Annotated in this window: 20 protein-coding genes; 4 read left to right on the forward strand and 16 right to left on the reverse strand. The window is 48.9% G+C overall.

Features of this window, described 5'->3' with window-relative positions; translation table 11 throughout:
* Positions 1-176 precede the first annotated feature (176 nt).
* The 3 genes from HGO23_RS02685 to HGO23_RS02695 form a co-directional block, all read right to left on the reverse strand.
* Positions 177-1,181, reverse strand: a complete 1,005-nt coding sequence (locus HGO23_RS02685; RefSeq protein ID WP_209027890.1) for an IS110 family RNA-guided transposase — start codon at positions 1,179-1,181, stop codon at positions 177-179.
* A gap of 413 nt (positions 1,182-1,594) precedes the next feature.
* Positions 1,595-2,659 (reverse strand): hypothetical protein, encoded by a 1,065-nt coding sequence (locus HGO23_RS02690; RefSeq protein WP_244967868.1) that lies wholly within the window; start codon positions 2,657-2,659, stop codon positions 1,595-1,597.
* A protein-coding gene (locus HGO23_RS02695) for an IS5 family transposase (protein ID WP_209027891.1) occupies positions 2,660-3,420 on the reverse strand; the annotation gives its coding sequence in 2 pieces (ribosomal slippage) (positions 2,660-3,045 and positions 3,045-3,420; 762 coding nt in all).
* Between the two features lie 525 nt (positions 3,421-3,945).
* Between HGO23_RS02695 and HGO23_RS19885 the strand changes: the two genes are divergently transcribed.
* A complete protein-coding gene (locus HGO23_RS19885; protein ID WP_280529524.1) occupies positions 3,946-4,068 on the forward strand; it encodes a hypothetical protein in 123 nt (40 codons plus the stop codon).
* Between the two features lie 18 nt (positions 4,069-4,086).
* Here HGO23_RS19885 and HGO23_RS02710 read toward each other — a convergent pair whose 3' ends face one another.
* Positions 4,087-7,905, reverse strand: a complete 3,819-nt coding sequence (locus HGO23_RS02710; RefSeq protein ID WP_244967869.1) for an Ig-like domain-containing protein — start codon at positions 7,903-7,905, stop codon at positions 4,087-4,089.
* Between the two features lie 316 nt (positions 7,906-8,221).
* Between HGO23_RS02710 and HGO23_RS02715 the strand changes: the two genes are divergently transcribed.
* The gene (locus HGO23_RS02715; protein WP_099137209.1) at positions 8,222-8,746 is read left to right on the forward strand and encodes a hypothetical protein; all 525 of its coding nucleotides are present in this window, start codon (positions 8,222-8,224) and stop codon (positions 8,744-8,746) included.
* 81 nt (positions 8,747-8,827) lie between these two features.
* On the opposite strand, the gene HGO23_RS02720 is transcribed toward HGO23_RS02715, so the two are convergent.
* From HGO23_RS02720 to HGO23_RS02765, 10 genes are all read right to left on the reverse strand, one after another.
* Positions 8,828-11,587, reverse strand: coding sequence for a conjugative transfer ATPase (locus tag HGO23_RS02720; protein WP_209027892.1), 2,760 nt, complete (start codon positions 11,585-11,587; stop codon positions 8,828-8,830).
* On the reverse strand, positions 11,587-11,988 hold the full coding sequence (locus HGO23_RS02725) for a TIGR03751 family conjugal transfer lipoprotein (RefSeq protein ID WP_209027893.1): 402 nt from the start codon (positions 11,986-11,988) through the stop codon (positions 11,587-11,589). The genes HGO23_RS02720 and HGO23_RS02725 overlap by 1 nt, the downstream gene beginning before the upstream one ends.
* Entirely contained in the window at positions 11,976-12,332 is a 357-nt protein-coding gene (locus tag HGO23_RS02730) for a hypothetical protein (protein WP_047685858.1), read from the reverse strand. The genes HGO23_RS02725 and HGO23_RS02730 overlap by 13 nt, the downstream gene beginning before the upstream one ends.
* Positions 12,332-13,744, reverse strand: a complete 1,413-nt coding sequence (locus HGO23_RS02735) for a TIGR03752 family integrating conjugative element protein (RefSeq protein WP_209027894.1) — start codon at positions 13,742-13,744, stop codon at positions 12,332-12,334. The genes HGO23_RS02730 and HGO23_RS02735 overlap by 1 nt, the downstream gene beginning before the upstream one ends.
* Positions 13,734-14,567 carry a TIGR03749 family integrating conjugative element protein gene (locus HGO23_RS02740; RefSeq protein ID WP_209027895.1) on the reverse strand — a complete coding sequence of 278 codons (834 nt, stop codon included), beginning with the start codon at positions 14,565-14,567 and terminating at the stop codon, positions 13,734-13,736. Before HGO23_RS02740 ends, HGO23_RS02735 begins: the two co-directional genes overlap by 11 nt.
* Positions 14,564-15,220 (reverse strand): PFL_4703 family integrating conjugative element protein, encoded by a 657-nt coding sequence (locus HGO23_RS02745; RefSeq protein ID WP_209027896.1) that lies wholly within the window; start codon positions 15,218-15,220, stop codon positions 14,564-14,566. The genes HGO23_RS02740 and HGO23_RS02745 overlap by 4 nt, the downstream gene beginning before the upstream one ends.
* Positions 15,217-15,573, reverse strand: coding sequence for a TIGR03750 family conjugal transfer protein (locus HGO23_RS02750; RefSeq protein ID WP_209027897.1), 357 nt, complete (start codon positions 15,571-15,573; stop codon positions 15,217-15,219). The genes HGO23_RS02745 and HGO23_RS02750 overlap by 4 nt, the downstream gene beginning before the upstream one ends.
* 10 nt (positions 15,574-15,583) lie before the next feature.
* Positions 15,584-15,916: a TIGR03745 family integrating conjugative element membrane protein gene (locus tag HGO23_RS02755; protein ID WP_244590010.1), complete on the reverse strand. Its 333-nt coding sequence runs from the start codon at positions 15,914-15,916 to the stop codon at positions 15,584-15,586.
* 79 nt (positions 15,917-15,995) lie between these two features.
* Positions 15,996-16,232 (reverse strand): TIGR03758 family integrating conjugative element protein, encoded by a 237-nt coding sequence (locus HGO23_RS02760; RefSeq protein ID WP_209027899.1) that lies wholly within the window; start codon positions 16,230-16,232, stop codon positions 15,996-15,998.
* Complete coding sequence (locus tag HGO23_RS02765) at positions 16,229-16,558, reverse strand: integrative conjugative element protein, RAQPRD family (protein ID WP_099137091.1); 330 nt, start codon at positions 16,556-16,558, stop codon at positions 16,229-16,231. The genes HGO23_RS02760 and HGO23_RS02765 overlap by 4 nt, the downstream gene beginning before the upstream one ends.
* 149 nt (positions 16,559-16,707) lie before the next feature.
* Between HGO23_RS02765 and HGO23_RS02770 the strand changes: the two genes are divergently transcribed.
* Positions 16,708-17,400 (forward strand): DUF5710 domain-containing protein, encoded by a 693-nt coding sequence (locus tag HGO23_RS02770; protein ID WP_209027900.1) that lies wholly within the window; start codon positions 16,708-16,710, stop codon positions 17,398-17,400.
* A gap of 684 nt (positions 17,401-18,084) precedes the next feature.
* Here HGO23_RS02770 and HGO23_RS19530 read toward each other — a convergent pair.
* Positions 18,085-18,222: an IncC plasmid conjugative DNA transfer DtrJ family protein gene (locus HGO23_RS19530; RefSeq protein WP_244590009.1), complete on the reverse strand. Its 138-nt coding sequence runs from the start codon at positions 18,220-18,222 to the stop codon at positions 18,085-18,087.
* A gap of 176 nt (positions 18,223-18,398) precedes the next feature.
* Here HGO23_RS19530 and HGO23_RS02780 point away from each other — a divergent pair, with 176 nt between their 5' ends.
* Positions 18,399-18,725 carry an FxLYD domain-containing protein gene (locus HGO23_RS02780; protein WP_010846393.1) on the forward strand — a complete coding sequence of 109 codons (327 nt, stop codon included), beginning with the start codon at positions 18,399-18,401 and terminating at the stop codon, positions 18,723-18,725.
* Positions 18,726-18,816: 91 nt separating this feature from the next.
* Here HGO23_RS02780 and HGO23_RS02785 read toward each other — a convergent pair whose 3' ends face one another.
* Positions 18,817-19,575 (reverse strand): TIGR03747 family integrating conjugative element membrane protein, encoded by a 759-nt coding sequence (locus HGO23_RS02785; protein WP_209027901.1) that lies wholly within the window; start codon positions 19,573-19,575, stop codon positions 18,817-18,819.
* Positions 19,576-19,578 lie beyond the last annotated feature (3 nt).

The raw sequence follows: 19,578 nt of genomic DNA on the forward strand, positions 1-19,578 counted from the left end.
GGAACCTGCGCCTCGATGAGTTCCGCGCCTGATGAACCTAAAAAGTGTGCCGGCTTCAAGGAGCCAATTTTTATGCTAGGTTTCTCATCAGGCCGGTAGGCCGTTCATGTCATCAATTATCAGTCTTCGCAAAACCAGTAGGGTAATAGTTAAATAGATTCACAATGACGTCAGTTTCAGGCAACAAATACCGTGTGTTGTGTCGTAATAGCCCACGCTATCCGGGCGAGTTTATTAGCCAACGCACAGGCCACAATATTAGAATGCTTTCGTTCAAGTTGCTTCTTAACCCAGTCAGCCAGTTTGCCCTTTCTATGCTCGATATGCAGTATGAACGTTCGGGCACATAGCACTAACAGTTGCCGGAGTGTCTTGTTACCCCGTTTACTGATCCCCAATAAGGTTGTCTTTCCCCCGGTGCTGTACTGGCGGGGAACCAACCCCGTCGAGGCTGCAAAATCCCGGCTGTGTGCGTATTGCTTCCCATCGCCCAGTTGTGAAGAAAGCACACTCGCCGTGATGGGGCCAATGCCGGGGATCGTCATCAGCCATTGTCCGGTATCATCCTGAGCAACCTCCTGTGACAGGGCGGTTTCAATCTCGGTGATTTGTTTAACCAGATAGTGATAATGCGCCTGTAACCGCAGTAATACCTGTACCAGATAAGGGGGAAGTTCATGTTCATCCAACACAGTGGAGAGCTGTTTTATCACGGCAATCCCCTTGGGCATACTGATGCCAAACTCAAGCAGGAAAGCCTGCATCCGGTTGGTGGTTTTCACTTTATCCCGTACCAGCGATTCCCGGACACGGTGCAGGGCTCGCATGGCTTGTTGAGCTTCCGTTCTGGGCTGAACAAACCGCATTGAAGGGCGTGAGGCGGCTTCACAGATAGCTTCGGCATCAATAAAGTCATTCTTGTTACTTTTGACGAAGGGACGAACAAACTGCGGTGAAATCAGCTTGGCCTCATGCCCCAAATCAGCGATCCACCTTGCCATGAAATGCGCCCCAGCGCAGGCCTCCATGACAACGGTTGCCGGGGGACAGTTAGCTAAAAAATCCATCAATTTGGTGCGGGTAAATTTTTTATGTAAAAGCGCCTTACCCGATTTGTCCTGGCAGTGAATATGAAAGGTATATTTGCCGAGATCGATACCAATAAGTGCGGTGTTGTTCATGATGATGGCCTCTCAATAAAAAATCTCACACTGTCAACTTACGCCTACTGAGTGAGGGTGACCATCCCATTAGTGTGGGGCACGGGCTAGAGAGAGAGCCAGATGCGATAGTTAGATAATTCAGGTTTCTGAAGAGAAAGGGCGACTGGATAACTCACTCAAGTTCTCTGACAAGCAAGTTTAATTGCTTATTTTATCGCGAATTAAATAAAGTGCCCCAAGGTTTTTTATGCTCTCCTATGTATGTTCAGTTTGAGATGTCTATATGCATGTGTTTAGTTTGCAACTTGCATAAAAATTATTCGCATCGGCAAGAGCAAACATATACCCCCTAAAAATTATACTGTATATGAAAACAGTATCACCTGTGAGAAAAATTAATTCAATTGCAGGGGAGACTAAACACCTTTTGTTTACCAAACTGCTCTAAAATCCTGTCCCTTTAACCGCTGGCGTGTGCGCTTTACATAGCTATCATCGATAATATTTTCAGGATTAACATTGCAGATAACATTTGTGATGGTTGCTAATGACATATCTGAAATCCTGAAGTTTGGCCTCAAACAGTGGGCGGAACCATCACTTATGTCCTTGATACGATCGAATAAGTCTCTGAAGAAATCGGTCAATGAGCCGCGTATTGAGCCTACGATGGCTGCGGTCGCATCATCAGCAAATTCAATCTCTACAGATTCTTCACTAAGAACACGCAGCAGGCCAGGGACATCAGGCCAGTATTTCAATTCATATTCATTTAGTTCCCTAAGTTTCGGTGAGATATTTGAACGATAAAGCGAGTTTTTACGACCTGCGGCCTCAATGAACTCTGTCAGCCTTATCATCCGATTAACATAAAAATGGCCGCTAAAATTCAAAAGGTTATCCCTTTTCTCTATAAGCTGGGCAAGTTTGGTACTCGTCTCAGAGATTTCTTTATTGAGAGTTTGAAGACGTTTAAAGTCATTTCGCACCGTTGCATGATTTTCCTTAGTTGCATAAGCGCCTGCAAAGATACACTGTTCCATAAATGTCCATAGCCGTTTGCCGGTAACGTGGTTCAGGCTAAGTTCCTCATAAACAGGTATCATTTCATCGTGCCTTTCAATGAGATGTTCAAAGATAGGCCAAGTTGAATGGAGAACCTGTTCTGGACAATCGCGAAAGAGATGAAGTTTTTCTTTGAGTATCTGTAGCGCTACAGATCCAGCATTTTTTTCCATTTCAGACATGTTTTTTTCCAATTCAAAGATTATGTGGTGCCCATTATCCTTAAGACTAACAACGCTGTCGGTACCTGAAAAAATAAATTTATGTGCTTCTGAGGTACGTTGATTTTTAAGATATCCTAAGATTACTAACATCCAGCTAAAAGAGAGAAATAGTATGTCGGGGCCGTAGAGAAGACTTTTTGCCTGACTGGCGTTGCCCAACCTGTAAAAATCAGACATTAGGGCGTGTTGACGTTTTGTATTCATCATTTATTCGACCCACATGGGTAGCCAGATAATGACAAATGCCAGTGCCAATGTGCTGGCATAATTTCGTGCCAATTTATCGTATTTTGTTGCGATTGCACGAAAATGTTTGATTCTGGCAAACGCATTTTCGACTAAATGACGGTAACGATATAAACCCTTATCCACCTTTTTATCCGAGTTTCGGTTATTTTTTCGGTAGGGAATAACCGTCGTTGTCCCTTGTTCTTCGATATAATTTCTGAATGCCTGACTATCATACCCCTTGTCAGCGATGACAAAGTCCGGGGACGGTGATTGCGCCACCAAACTTTTTGCATGCACAATGTCGTGAGTTTGCCCCTCGGATAATTCAAAATGAACAGGCAAACCATAACTGCCTACGGCAAATGGATTTTAGTCGAGCGTCCTCCCCGGCTTTTCCCAATCGCTTCATTCTCCTTTGAAGCCGCGCCTGAACTGTGCTGATGAGCACGGACAATCCTGCCATCAATGAACAACCATTCAGTATCAGAATCTTTAGCTAATTCCTTGAATAATGAATCAAAAACACCTTTGTTTGACCCCGCATTAAAACGCTTAAAAACGGTATTCCATTTCCCATATTCAACAGGCAGTTCCCGCCAAGGGATCCCGGTTCTCATTCGAAAAAGGATACCTGCCAGAATGAGACGATGCGTTTTTTTATGGTAGACAAGCCGATTTTGTTGCATGAATACAAATAGCTTATCCCACACAGGGTCTGATAACATGGGTCGTGGCATGATAGTTCTGGTTACGAGTTTTTTGGCGAAAATAAGGATACCAAATTATCATGCCATTCAAATCCCCTCGTTCAAACGTCAACACGCCCTAGGTAATGAATGGCGAGTGAACAAAATCAAATCGCGGGAAACTTGCATTCTTTTAACATCACCAAAGTATAAAGATTATTCAATTAGTGTTTGGAAAGAAAAAGAACGTTTACACATCGGCGGCTCGATTAATAGCCGTTTATTATACTGTTAAATTTATTTGACTATGTCGTCACCATGGGTGCTTTTAATTGTTAATATATTACTTATATAAATGAAATATTTCCCTCCATCATAATAACTAATATTTATATTTAACTACCTTTTTTATTAGTGAGGGTAAATAATCCGTTAAGAACTTCCCATCAATCGATCGATATCTGTCAGCTCAGGGATGAGAAAAACGTCATGCATGGAGACGGATTACTCGAGAAAATTTGTTGTCCCAAAGAGATAACTACTTGAAGTGATAATAATTTTTTTGGGGGGGAACCTGTGTCTGAATCAGGATCACCACTGGATGTGATGCCGTATCCAAGAAAAGGCATTCAAAACAAAGAAAAAATAGCGGCGTTTCAAGTGACTGCCCAAACAGCCGCTCATTTCTCTTATAGGTAAAATAATGGAACATGCTATTCAGTACTGCTGCTTACCACACGCAAATGCCGTCATCGCCCAGGCATTTCGCATCCACCGGTCTGTTTCTGCCCAAAACGCCCATTTTGCCTGATGCTCTGCGGAACCTGAGCTGGCCGCCAGATAATCCGTAGAGGTCACGTAAAATTCCCGCGCCCAGCCATCATAGAGATAAAAGTTCCCCCATTCCTCATAGAGCCGTTCGAGGGCATATTTGGAGGCAATCCGGCTGCCGAGTGATTGGCAAAGCTGTTTCGCATGAGAATAAAAGTCTTTTGTCAGGCCCGAGCGCTCAAACCAGGTGTGAACCGTCAAGGTCAGTTCAGCCTGTTGCCCGGTCTCATCAGTACCGGTGAGCCTTACTCCATCAGGATTTTGCTGTACCGTCACCACATCCCCCGATACCGTCACCGCTGGCGAATCACTCTGCCAGTTCACCCGGCCTGTATTACCTGCCGTGATAAGGCGGAATTTCGCACCACGCCAGAAAACGGAAGGCCCTCGGGTGCCAAACGATTTCTGGTTGGCATTGCCGCCCTGGCTGTCAACGGCAACGGTATCAACCAGGCGTAACGGCAGGATAAATTCCACAGAGGAGACGACTTGCTGTTCACCAACGTCAGCAGTGACCGAAGCCTGTCCAGCATGACGACTGACAAGGGTTGCTGTTGCATTTCCCTGACGGTCTGTCCCGTCTTCCGCAAAAATCATCTCGCCAAGATTTCCAGACCAGTCAACCGCTTTATCCGCAAGCCCCTGCCCATGAATATCGGTGACGGTGACAGTAAAAGTCACCCGATCTTCGCCATCCGCCGCAGCACGGGTTTTATTGACCCGAATGGTGGATAGCAGCACTTCATCAAACGTGACAACAGGGGCGGCCACTTTATTATCACCGACCTGGATCTGCACCTGATGCTCGCCTGTCAACGTACTGCTCAGCTTAACCTGCGTTTGTCCCTGACTGTCTGTTTCTGTCTGTTCTGAAGACAACACACCGTGATCTGTTTGCCAAATCACTGGCTGATTTTCCACGGGTGATCCCAGTGAATCTTTCACCATAGCCGTTAACACCACCGCATCCTGCCCATCGCCTTTAGCCCGGACTTTATCCACCGTGATCGCGGGTTTCAGCCGGCGTTCAAACGCCACCGGAGCAGCATGAAGTGTTTTTCCCGCCACCTCGGCTTTCACCGTTGCCCTCCCTGCGGTGCGGCTGACTAGCCAGACTGTTGCCTCCCCCTGACTGTTTGTCTGTTCTTGCTTATCCAACAGTTGCCCGTTATCCGCTGACCATTGCACTTTGCTGCTGGCAACGGGTTGACCCGCTGCATCGTGCACGTTAACTGTATAAAGGATACTGTCCTGACCATCGGCAATAGCGGTTTGTTTGTCCGCCTGAAGCATATGCGTTAGCGAGGTAATAAAGCGGATCGGAGAAGCCATCACCGTTTCACTGCCAATCGCCACCGTCACTTCTGCATTTCCTGATACTTTGCTGGTTAAATAGGCGGTGGCCTGCCCTTTCGCATCAGTCATTAATGAAAATGAAGAGAACTGACCCAGGCTGGTCTGCCAGCCAATCGCCTGCTTGGGCACAGGTTGACCATCGGCGTTTTTAACTGTGACAATTAAGGTCGCCCTTGATTTCCCATCCGCCTTAACGCTGTGCTTATCAACGGCGATTTCGGGTATCAGCACCGCATCAAACTGTACTGAAGGTGCAATGATATCCTCTTCATCCACAGTAACACGTACCGCATGCAGCCCCTGCTGACGACTGCGTAGTACGGCCGATGCCTGCCCCTGCGCATCGGTCTGACTTTGCTTATCCAACAGTTGCCCGTTATCCGTAGACCATTGAACTTTGCTGTTGGCAACGGGTTGATCCGCTGCATCGCGCACGTTCACCGTATAAAGGATGCTGTCCTGACCATCGGCAATCGCCGTTTGTTTGTCTGCCTGAAGCGTGTGCGTTAGCGAGGTAATAAAGCGGATCGGAGAAGTCATCACCGTTTCATTGCCAACCGCCACCGTCACTTCTGCATTTCCTGATATTTTGCTGGTTAAATAAGCCGTGGCCTGCCCTTTCGCATCGGTCATTAATGACAAAGAGGATAACTGGCCAAGATTGGTCTGCCAGCCAACAGCCTGATTCGAAGTAGGTTCACCGACTGCGTTTTTGACAGTAACGGTCAGCGTCGCTATGGCTTTTCCATCCGCCTTAACGCTGTGCTTATCAACAGTGATTTCGGGTATCAGCACCGCATCAAACTGGACTGAAGGTGCAATGACAGCCTCTTCATCCACAGTAACACGTACCGCATGCAGCCCCTGCTGACGGCTGCGCAGCACGACCGATGCCTGCCCCTGCGCATCTGTGTTCTGCCGGGTTTGGGATAATGTACCTTTATCACTTGACCAGATAACAGCCTGATAAGGGACAGGAGTGCCTTCCTGATCGGTGACAAGGACGGTATAGATCACACTGTCATGACCATCGGCTTTGGCCTGCGTTTTATTCGCTGTCACCTGTAATTGTTTTTCGGTCGGCAAACTCACTATCATGATTTCTGCCCGGCTGGAGCGGTTACCCCGGCTGTCGATGGCGATTCCCGAAAGCCGGACGGGGTTTTTCGTGGTTTTCGGCAACCGTAACGTCACTTTCTCCGGCCGTTGATCAAGCATTTTTCCGCCTGCCTGCTGTAATTCAGCCGTATCCAGCTCTAAACGTGCCAGCGGATATTTGGACTGGATAATCGGTACAAAGGTCACGTCCTTGCCTTCATATCCGTTGATTGATGCAGGGAAAGCCAGTGTCAGCAACGTTTGCTTCTGATAGTCCAGCACCATATCGCTGCGGCGATTTACAAAATCCAACTGGCTGGATCTTAAATGGCGCAATGGCGCGACCGCGTTTGGATCAAACTGTTGGCTGAGCGGAACACCCAACCGATAATTGAGGTTCAGAGTAAAACGGTTCTCACTGACCCCTTGCTTACCCTGCCGAAAATCGGCACCCAGTGTGACTAACGGTACGGGCGTGTAAACCAGCCCGGCGGTGACGCTGTACGGGTTTTTCTGGCGATCTGCTTCACCGAATAGCGCAACCTGCTGTCCGTCATAGTGTTCATACTTCAACTGCCCGCCCCAGTGAGGAAAAGCAGGCAACCAGGCTTCGGCCTGAATATCCCAGCCATTGGCGGGTCTTGCATCGAAATCTGTGAGCCGGGAGGGCTTCCAATGGGATAAACGCTGATAAAGGTTGGCAGAGAGTTTGACGTTATCATGCCAGGCTTCTAATCCAAGACTATAACGGTGATGCTGCTCCGGCCGCAACGCATCCCAGAAGACATTGGCACCCCATAACCAATTATCGGCGACATAACGATAGCCGAATCCGACAGCCGTTGTTGTCTGACCATGGTGGGTTTTTACCCCGAACTGACTGAATGCCGTACCCGAAACCGATTGATAAAAAGGCAGTAACCAATCAAATGCAACGTCTTTTAACGAAAAGTGGCTGTCGAAAGGGAGTGTGAGGCAGGCATTGCCATATTGGTTCAACCACGGTGTCAGTGTTGATATGATCGCAGACGATAACTGCTGGGCGACCATTGTTTTTGCCGCTTCGTTGGGGGATTGTGACTGCGTAAGTTGCCCCCATTGGGTGGTGATTTCGGCCAGGGTATGCTCATGCTGATCCGGGATTGGAACTTCCGGCATGGCCTGACCGGGAAAACTGAGTGACAGGCTTAACAGACCGATAATCGAAAATTTTACCCTACTGAACCGATGGGACTGGATTTTTTGCACCACGGATTGTGACCCTTTTCATTCATACTGAAAGGGGTAACATGCAGAAAAAGTGCTTTAAATACTGTGGGTAATTCTTTTTCCGAAAAGGAAAATTTATCCATTTATATGCCCACTCAACATAAACAAGCATTTTAATATTTATTTCAATATGCTACGAACAATGAAATATCCAAAACGTATTTTAGACATATTTACATAAGCAACTCAAGTTGCATCCTATAAAACAAAAATAGTTTGCAACTTGAAATGAGATGAGTATATACATGACCAATGCCGTTGCAATGCAGACATACTTTTTGGGGGGAGGAAACTTCAAATGACCTTGACACAAAGAGTCCATCTTATAGACATTTATCCAGATGCACACACGTATATTACATCAACCACTCATGGTGGATACGTAATAAACGAATTTACAATTGCTTGTCACGGACTCGCCGTTTTTCCCGGAAGAGTGGAAAGCCTTGCGATAAACGGTCAACTCTGGACTTATGACGTAGTAGCCAGATACATTCAGTCACAAACGGTAGTAAATCGATTGCATAAAATCCATCTTCTTGCTTGCAATTCAGCGAATTACGATATCACTTCTCTTGCAGCAAAAGTATCAGCAAATATACGAGAGACTGAAGTCAAAGGATATGTAGGTTCCGTTTATATAAATTTTAGACATAACGAGGTTTATCAGCTTTATCTGAATAGTGGGTGTGACAGAGCTTCTCTCGAACAGCATATTGAGCAAACTGGCAGGTTTCGAGTTCATACTAATAATGTTCCCCACTATTATTGCGTGGTATTCAAAAATGGCATCATGGAAAGACAAGATTATTTAAAAACTTGAAAAGTTTTATGGACAAAAACTCTTATCCTCATTCTTTTATTACAAGGGAATAAGAGTTTCTTTCTCCATCAGGAATTTTTATTAAGAATATTCAAAATCTGCTTTCAATCCTCGGGCTACATCCATCCGCCTTGCAACCAACACCGCCGCTTCCAGTTCACTGCACTGATGCGCCCGCATTAATGCCCGCCGTTCGGCCTTTTCTTCTTTTTCCGTCATCCCCAGCGCCAGATAGAGGCTCGGTGGCACCACCCGGAACAAGGCTTCAATTTTCTTCGCCAGTACCACGCCTTCCGTATAGCAACGGGGTAATTTACTGGCAGAAAGCAGCACGGCTTTTTGCTCTTCCGTCAGTTTCTTAAAACGGGCGATTTGTTCCACTTCATCCGGTGGCATGGTCAGGCACAGCCACCATTCGGCCATATTCAACATTTTCTCAGCGGTATCCGGGTAATCGGCCAGGTTTTGCGTTGCCAGCCACAGCCAGGCACCCAGTTTACGCCACATTTTCACCACCTTGGTCATATAGGGGGAGAGCAGCGGGTTGGTGGTGGTGATATGCCCTTCGTCAATCACCAATTGCAGTTCCCTGTCCTGATACTGGTCGCGTTCGGCCAGGTTATTCACGGTATTGATCAGTGAAACCATCGCCAGCGCCATTTGCGCCGAATAGTTTTCCCGCGCCAGCGTACCCAAATCAATCAACGTGACATCGACTTCCGGCCAGGGCGTGCCGGGACGGTTAAACAGTTCCCCTTCAAAACCCTGAGTAAACATCGACATGGCACCGGCCATTTCATCCGCCCGTGCCCGACGATGTGCCGTGATTAACGGCTGGCCGTGTTCATCCTGTTGATGGTTGCGGGCGATGGCATAGAGGGCATTCTGTAAATCTGAGGCCACCATCTGACGTTGTTCTTCATGGCTGGTGTGAGCCGCCATCATAATGGCTTCGCGGATCAAACCGCGATCTGAGCGGGTCAGGCGCTCTTCCTCTCTTTTCTCACCGCCGGTGATCATCAGCCGGGCAGCAATTTCCATCTCACCCAGAATATCGCGCTGTTCATCCCCGTCATCCTGCGATTCACCGGTATCCGGAATATCGGTTTCATTAATCCGTAATTGTTGGGGGCTGAGTTGCAGCAGTTGATGGGCATCAGCAAACAGCGCCAGACTCACGCCACAGCCCGGCTTGATACCGATTTTATTGACCGTCAGCCCCAGACTGGCGTAGTAATCGGCCAGTAAACCAAAGCTGTTCCCCGCTTCGACAATAAACAGGCGTGGCCGGTGTATCGCCATCAGTTGCACCAGGGAGGCGCACAGCGTGGCCGATTTACCTGCCCCGGTCGGACCAAACAGCAATAAGTGCGCATTCTGGGTGCGATCCTGTTTGTTCATCGGATCGAAGGTCAGCGGTGCACCACCGCGATTAAAGAAGCTGAATCCCGGATGCCCGGTGCCGGTTGAACGGCCGGTAACCGGCAATAACCCAGCCAGATGCTGTACCCAGGTCAGACGGCTGTACCAATGTTTCCTGTCCTTCTGTGGGTTAAAACACATGGGCAGGGCGCGTAAATAGGCATTCAGCGGGGAAACACTGAACTCTGGTCGCACCGGTTGTAATCCGGTGCTCAGCAGGGTTGACGATAACTGATGCACCCGCTGGTTCAGGTCAGTGACATCGTTGCCGCGCACCAGAAAGGTCAGCGCACTGCGATACAGTTTATGGCGTCGTCCCAGTAATGTTTTGACTTCCTGCACATCCTGCCGGACACGCGCCGATTCGGTATTTTCGCCCACGGCATTTTTTGCCAGCCGGGTAAAACTCTCTTCCAGCGTATCCTGTGCCTGCGCCACGATGGTCAAAGAAACTACGGTGCCTTCCGGCATCATATCCATCAGCGCATTGATATTATCCCCCCGTTTCACTTCACCCGTCAGCGTACCCGGCTCCGGCGGGCGGCGCAGGCGTTCAACCGGAATGGCTTTATGTGGCAATCCATCAAACCACCAGAGTCCGTTTTCGGGATCGGATACCGGTGGGTTAAACCACAGGCTTTCAGCAAAGTCATTGTGGATCGGGAGCTCGGGCTGTATGGGCGTTTCATCACTCACCGTGTGATAAAAATCGGCTTTTGCCATGCCCCAGTCCGGGGATGGATTAAAATGACGTAACAACCAGCTATGAATCTGGCGGCCATTTTGCCGAACAGCCACAATACCCGCTGCTGCCAGTGAAGACATCAGTCGCTCGCAAACCTGATTGAGTGCAGCAACGGAAGATAACGTTGAGTGGTTTGTCTGTGATTGGTGAGCAGGCAGCCAGCGATAGACTGCCATACGCGTCTGGCGTTGCTGCCCCCGCCACGGTTGCCCGGTAATTAAGCTGTCGTGAAATATCCCGTCAGGCCGGGCAATGCTGTTCAGATGGCGTTCGGACTCGGCCAGAAAGGCCTCCGTAAACGCGGTACCTTGCGCCCAGGGTTTGACATAGTTCCGTAACGTGTTGAGGTAACTGGCTGGATCATCCTCATCCTGACAAAAAAATTGTACTACCCACGGCGAAATATCGTCTTCCTCCAGACTGTCCTGGATCGCATCTTCCAGCTGATCCCGGATTTCAACCAATCGTTCAAGCGGACGCCCTTCGGTGGCAACCGGTTCGATGCGACAGACCGCCCCGACAGAGACACCATCATCCAGCAACAGGCATTGTCCGTCGCCCAGATATTCCACCCAGGGCAGATAGTCGATAATGGACGGATTGGTCCGATAAATCGCCGCTTCATCAGCGTCCCGCAGTTTGCCGGGGCGGTTCAGTGGTTTGGGATTGGCCATTACCGTGCCTCCGTGCGTTCACCCGGTAAGGCATACTGCACCTGCTGATAAAACGGGAACACCGTGCTGTAGCCCGGTATCGGCGTATTGCCGGCCGCCAGATGCGGAAAAACATACATCACCATATCGGGATTGGGGAGACGGGGAAACTGCCGGCTGATTTCATGCTCAACCGAACGGCTGTAATAATAAGGGTCTTCCAGCGCTCGCCTCCGTTCGGTCCCGGTCAACGTTCTGCGCAATGCGTTTCTCGCCTGTACGACAGTGTGACCCGCTTTATTGCCCTGCCACATCGCCAGCACCGTCTGCTTTCCGGCAGGCAGCAACGTGTCTTTCGAGGTTGAACAACCTGCTATCAGCTCTGACAGACACAACACGACAACTGCGTTTATTTTTCGCATAGCTGAATCTCCGTAGTGCCAATGGCGGTAAAGGTGGCAAACTCAGGATGGACGGCCAGCTCCGATACCGTAAACGGCAGACGTTCCCACTGTTCAGACTTAGCCCTGATTTTGCCTGCAATAACCGCTTGCCACTGGATTTCTGTCAGACGAAAGACGGTAAAATCACCGTCACTCAGTAGCCGGCATCTATTGCCAATGGTGAGATATAATCGGCTGTCTTTTTTATGAGAGGGTCGCCAGTCAAGCTGAATCGGTGCCTGTTCAACACAGGGCGTCATATTGATTTGCAGACAGTAAGGCTGGCTGGTGCAAAACAGCCAGTGAGAAGGCGTGTGTTCCATTAATCTAAATCTTCCTGAATATCATGTTGAGCAGGTTCACTAAAGTCGTAGCGCACTTTACGGCCTTTCGTTTCGTAATCCATCGCCAGACTTTGGGTGATATGTACCACAACACCGGCACCGGGCGGGACGTAGACTGCATCAAACGTCTGGCTGTAACGTTGTTTGAGCCATTCGGTGATGTCATTCATGCCACCGGCCAGGGCTTTTCCTAATGCCGCCTGTCCGGCGTTACCCGTTAAAGCAGAAGTGATGCCGCCCGCGCCGTTGGTTTGGGCGGTTCGCTGACTTTCGTTCAAAGCGTCCCCGGCTGAATTCATGGCTGAAAGGGCAAACAGCGTCGGCAGATAGGTGCTGGCATTGGATTTACGTTCGCCGCTGATACAGGGAATGCCGTTTTCATCGGACAGCCAGCCGATACCCTGCTGATTTTGCCCTTTGCCCGGCAGGGTACGCACGGTGCCATCCTGAAACACAAAGGTGATGGAATTGACCTGCCCGCGTACACAGGAGAGGGTCCAGTCACCACTGGCCGAGCCGGAAACCACGGCGCCTTCCACTTCCGGCAACTCAATGCCGTTGGCGGTCAGGTTGTCTTTGCCAATCAGAATTTTGAACGGGTAAGGGTCAGTGACTGTGCCATTGACAGGCACCCGGCCTAATAACGCGGTCATCGCCTGACTGCCCACCAAAGTGGCATTTTCCGGCAAGGTATAGACCGGTTTTTCGTTTTCTTCCTTCAGCGAGGCATTCGGTGAGGTATTTTGCTCCGTTGCCGGTTGTTCACTTAAAAAAGAAGTCGGAAATTTCGCGTCCGGTTTGCCGTAAGCCACGTTTTGGTTCTCAACCGGTTTTTCATCGGCAGGCGTCACCCAAATGAGTTCATCCTGCCCCCTGACTGGATTGGACGCATACTGATTCCCTGCCAGTCCCAACCCAAGGGGTATTGAACTATCCTGAGAAGGCAACGGTGCTGAATTTAATCGTTCTGTCAGTAAATCAATCTGTGCCAGCAAACTTTGTTGCTCATCCTGCAACGTACGCTGACGCTGTTCATCGTCCTGACGGATGGCGGCAACCGCTGCATCTATCTGGCCGGCAACATCAAGGCGCTGGTGCTTTAACTGGTCATTTTCTTTCAGGATATCGGTATTCTGCTGACTTAAACGTTTCTGCTCTGCCCGCACTTTATTGAGTGTCCCCACCAGAGTGCGCAGGGTATCTTCCGGCGTATCTCCCCCGACACCCAGCGCCTGTAACTCCTCCGGTGACAGCGTGGCCAGCACATGATTCGACGTCGTGTTGGGCACGGCACCTTCCGGTGAGCTGCAACTTTTGATACCGATAAATCCACCAATAACCAGCACTGTCGGCACCAGTATTTTCACCAGACTGTTGGATTTAATCTGCATCGCGGCCTCCCGGTTTCACCGATACCGGCTCAGGGATAAAGGCGTTCTCCGGCCGCCCTTTTGTGACGAGGTACAATACCGTCGTATCCTCCGGAGACCCCGTTTCACCCAGCCAACGATGCTGGAACGTAGCCGCGACAAATTTCCCCTGTAAGGCTCGCGGGTCGAGGGTGAGAGTGCGTTTAGCCGTATTGCGCAGTTTCAGCGCGATGACCGTGTGAGGGTGTAATCGCCAGCCTGCCAGCGGAGAGATGGCTATCGGCTCTGACGGGTAGAGGGTGGTGATGGATGGGGTCAGATGCAGATTCACTGGCTGGATGCCGGCCACCGGCTCGACGGTACGTAACGGGGCATACAGTTGCTGCGCGGCATAACGGGTTAAGGCGACCGGAACGGGTGCCAATAATTTGGCGTTGCTTTGCGATTGTGATTTTCCAGTCGGAAGGGATTGTTTTTCATCCGGGTAAACAATACGCACGGGTTCCGTTGCGCCCGTTTTACTGGCGGTGATATCCAGTAAAATGATTTCGCCGTTTTCGCTGTCCTGCAATTTCAGACGGGTTGGCGAAAAGGCATTGTGGGCTTTCAGGTACACCGCCCCGCCGGCACTTTGTACCCGCAATTTATCGCGAAGCGTTGGTGGAAAACCGACACGGATATTCCGGTCAGCAAAAATTATCCGCTCCTGACCGACCTTGAGTGCAATGGACAACGGAATGCGTTCCCATTTCATCAGTTCATCAGCTTTTGCGCCCACGCTGAACAGCAATATGCTGACCAGTCCTAACCAAATACGACGGCAGCCAGGTAGATATCCTCTCATTGAAACACGCCCTTTTTCTCTTCCTGTGGTTGTGGCATGGCTTCCAGCCGCTGTGGCATGCCGTCGTAACAGTCCAGTGCCAGCCCGAAAGGGTTACGCTCGGCATCGCCCTCCCAGCGCACCACTTTCAACGGATAACGTACCAGTGCCCGTTTGACCGGTTCGGCGTGATAGTATTCATCGGCCACCAAATCCAGCCGGACCACCCAGTTATCCCGGTCACGCACCGTCACACTGCGCGTCCCATAGCCCCGGCCAGGAATTTCATACACCACCCGCACCCGGTCGGGCAGCTCGGCACTGTCGGCACGGGTTTTGGCATCTTCCCGTAAAAAATCCTGACAGGCCGGCGTCAGATAAGGTGATAAAGAGTAAATTTTGGCCGGATAGTCCTGTGCCCCGTTTTTCGGCCAAGCATTCAGTTGCTGGAAAATATAGAAGGCAAAGCTGTAGACGCTGGGCGCAGGCACTTCCCACCACGGGCGCGTGCTGCCGCTGCGTAAATCTGGCGGGTTATGAATAGTGAGATTGCGCGGGGAAGCCATCCAGCCCAGCAGGCTCAGCAGCAGCACCCCCACCAAAATCCCACAGGCGATCCGCAGGGTCAGAATATGCTGATCCCGGTTTTTGACTGCATGACGAAAGCGACTCATCGCATTCTCCTGCTACGGCGTAACGACCAGCCCCGGGCGGCAATAATCAAGGCCGGATCACCGATACCCAGCCGACGTTTTTTCTCTTCCAGTTTCAGCCAAAGATAATTTTCCGGCTTGCCACGCTTAAGCTGGGCGAGCCAGCACCCGCCAAAGCTAATCAGTAACAAGGGCATAATCAGCATCCCGGTCGGGATCATGACCCAACCGACTAACGGGAGCAGGGGAAGACTGACGGCCAGTCCAAGCACGATCCCAGCCAATGCGGCCAGTCCCATCTCAGGGGTGGTGAACCCACGAAACACCACCGGTTCGGCGTTTAAACGGTCAGGTAAGAAAGCGATCGTCTGCATGGTGACGGCCTTAAAAGATAATGCTGGCCGATTTCGACAGCAGCCAAATCACGGCAACCAACAGCACCACGCCGACCACGACGATGGCGCCAAACTGGGTCCAGGTCGATTTGCCATCCCGCACTTCGGAAAAGGTTTCGACGGCGGCCGAGGCAACCTTAAAGAACGCCACCGCCGAGAGGATCAACCCGCCAATCACAATGCCATCCTGCGCGTACCCTTTCGCCTGTCCCAGCAATCCGCCACCGCCACCACTTTTAGGCGGTTCGATAGCCGGTAAATCGGCCCAGGCTGATCCACAGGAAAGGCCGAATAACAGTATGAACGTACTGACCCGTGTCATCAGGCTTGTGCTGATACGCCGGCAGACGGTAAAAATTTGCTTCATATTGACTCTGTTCCTTTTCATTATGTTCGCTGCATTAACTGGCAAACATCCAGACAGCCACGACCAGTAATACCGCGGTTCGGATGGCAAACTGGCTGAGGGTCTGATTACGCACTTTTTCATTCGCCCAGCCATGCCAGACATCCACCGCGGCCCAGGCCGCCCAGAAAAACAAGGTGGCCAGGAAAAACCCGACGCATACCAGATACAGAAAAGTGATATCAAAGTGCCCGGAGGCCACTTCAAAGGCATTGCGTTGTGCGTCAGTCATTGTGGGTTTTCCTGACGGTAATGGCCGGATAACGCGCCGGATTCATGGGGCTGGTCGCGGGAAGGCGTGAGATAGTGATCGATACCGGCTTTGATGGTGTTGAGATCAGCCTGGATGCGCTGATAATCAAAGTCATAACGAGGGTGTTTTAAAGTATCAGACTGATTTTCTGCGATATTTGCGCGTTCCAGTGCCATTTGTACCTGCTCAATCAGACGCTTTGCACTCGCCAGTTCGTCTTTTTCGGCCGCCTGAGCCAGCGGCATACACCACACAGCCAGCCCCAGCAGACAAACAGAACAGGATATCGAAAAGCTACCGCGCATAAATACTCACCTTATGATGGGTTCCAAAATGCCAAGGATGCGGCGTTTTTTAGCGGTGGTCAGCAATAAACTCTTTATGCTTTGGTAAAAATTAGCTAAATAGTCTGACTAATTTATTTGATTAACGGTTTAATAATGAAGGAAGACCCATGCTGCGGATTGATTTAAATGTTCCCGACGATGAATACGAAAAGGTACGAAAGCTGGGCGCGCACTGGGATGCGGCCGCCCAAACCTGGTATATCGACCACAGTTTTGACCCGACCCCGTTTATGAACTGGTTACCGTTCTACAATGTCCACGCTGAATTCTGGTATCTGGCCCAAACCCGGACACCATGCCCGCACTGCCATCAACACACCACCGTCACGGCGTTTATGTTGCCTGCCGGACACCAGCTACTGGAAGCAGATAACGGCGATGAACCCGGCACGGAAGTGGACTACTCAGAGCAGGACAGCCCGGCGTTTCTGTTTTATATCGCCGATATTCCCACTATTGTGCGTAGCGTGTTGCCCGGTTTTCATCACACGCTGCGCAAAGCGGTCAGCCAACGGCTGCGCAGACAGCACTGGGTAAACCATTGCGAACACTGTGGGGCACAGCAGGATGATACCGACCTGTTTGCGGAAGTCGGTGGGGCATTTTTCCCAACCTCTAAAGAGCAAGCGGCGACTATTCAGCTTCACCGTATTGATCAACCTTTTGTCGGCTATTGTGAAGACATTTCACATCATCACTACCATTTTGATCCGAAGGGGGAGAGCCATATCGGTAAAGCCTGTGACTGGTTTGAATGGATGACACAGGTAGTAAATGCGCCGTCAAAGTATCAGCATTAACAAGAAAGACTAACGCGCCGCCAAGAGGCTTGTCTGCTAACGATGGAACAAAAAACTGTTTTGCATTCCATCGTTAGCGATATTTTATATGTGAATGTAATAACAACTATTCAAAATAACTTTGGATACATTTAAGTATTGTTAAACCATTAAATGAGAAAACATTAACAAAAATCAATCAAGAGAAATAAAAGTGATAATTTAATTAACCAGTTAATAATACAGGGAGGCATAAATGTATAACTCAAAATTACTTCCATTACTGTTTATGTGTCATTCATATGCAACGTGTGCTGCAATGATTGGTTATTTTAACGTATATCTACAATGGAATTTAATAGTATCTATTATATTATCTGTAATGATAACATGTTTCTTTTCAAGGACAGGTATAGATACACTATTAGGTATACTTGGTGCAGTCAATGTATAGCATTTCAATTACTTAGAATCAATATTATTATTTGCTTCTCCTATGATTCCCCCCACTATTTTCACACTATTTTATCAGGAAGAACAAAAAAACTTACTTCCACCTGATTAACGGATAACTAGACAAAATTTAACTTCTTTTTTGTATCCCACCATTCGGTGCTCATATATATTTCTTAAACATCGACGCTGTTATCACCACCGCCATGCCCAATACTATCGCCGCCAGCAATAATATCACTGTAAGGTAGATCACATCCAGCTAGGACAAATACAACACACAGGTATCGTACAGACCTGTTTAATTCCCCGTTTAGCGTGACAGTAAACAAAACTGGATTCATCTCCCGCGCCATAACGTCGTAAATTCCACTGCTTCAGCTCATCCACCAACTCGACCAAAATCGCTAATATAAACAAGCAGCACCAATTTGAAAGATAAAAGGTATAGATTATGAAAGATGTTCAGAGAATAAATGAGCAATATAAAAGGAAATATTAAATAGAGGCGAGCTATGGGATATTTACAATGACCTTAACATAGCAAATATATCGAGGATAATTATATGACAAATATCTTAGAAATGCTCGTCAAGGCAAATATGTCATCAGTTGACAATGCCAATGATTTAGTTTCCGTCACAAATATTCGTCTCGAAAAAGGATCTGATGGGGTTAAATACATATTAGCTGACGCACAAAACAATACAAATCAGATATTAAAATATGTGTTTGTTCATTTCAAACTTTACGAAGGGGAAAATCTGGTTGCTATCAATATAAGTTATATTCTAAATCTTGGCCCAAAAGAAAAGTGGAAAATAAACTCGAGGGTAGACCCTTCTATAAAATTTGACTCTGTCAAACTCGGTGCAATAAACGTTTATCAATAATTATTTCTGACGCGCCGCTTACACGGCTTGTCTGCTGACAGTGATCGACAAAACAAAAAACCGTTTTGTCGATCACTCTCCAGCGTCTTTATCAAAGATATTTTTTAAACATCGACGTTGTTACCATCACCACCATGCCCAATATTATTGCCGCAGGCAACAATATCACCGTGGGATACACCACATCCGGCCAGGATAAATACATCACACAGGGAATCGTGCAGGCCGGTTTAATGCCCCGCTTGGCATGATGATAAACAAAACTGGATTCATACCCCGCCCCATAACGCCGTATGTCCCGCCGCCCTAATCCATCAACCAGCGCGACCAAAACCACCATCACAAACAACGGAACGGATAGCATCAGGATCGCCAGCCGGATCAGCGTCACCATCGTGATGAACACGGCAGCCAGACAATATTCCCGTAAATAACCCGATACCCCCTGCAATACGGCATTGAATTCACGCAGAAAATCATTGCGACTATTAAGCTGATATTGCCGCTGCCCCTGTATCCAGGGCATAAAACCACTGTTCACAAAAATCCATTGATACGCCTGTACCAGCCCGTCTGAGATCGTTTGTGCGGGATTTGACAACAGCAGGCTCTGAGTAAATTCCGCGGATAAAAATTGCAGCTCCGTTTTCATCATCGTCTGGCTGTGAGAAGCGCCTTGTTCCGGCCAGAAAAAAGTCATACCAAAATATTCCAGTAACAGACTGAATAGCCAGGACATCACAATAAACCCAATGAGTTGCCACGGCCATTCCCATAACATACGATACAACAGGCTATGCTTGCGAGGCGGTTGGGAAGCCGGGCGGGATTGATTTTCTGACTGAGCCATGAC

The organism is Xenorhabdus budapestensis (assembly GCF_017743015.1).
Taxonomy (GTDB): Bacteria; Pseudomonadota; Gammaproteobacteria; order Enterobacterales; family Enterobacteriaceae; genus Xenorhabdus; species Xenorhabdus budapestensis.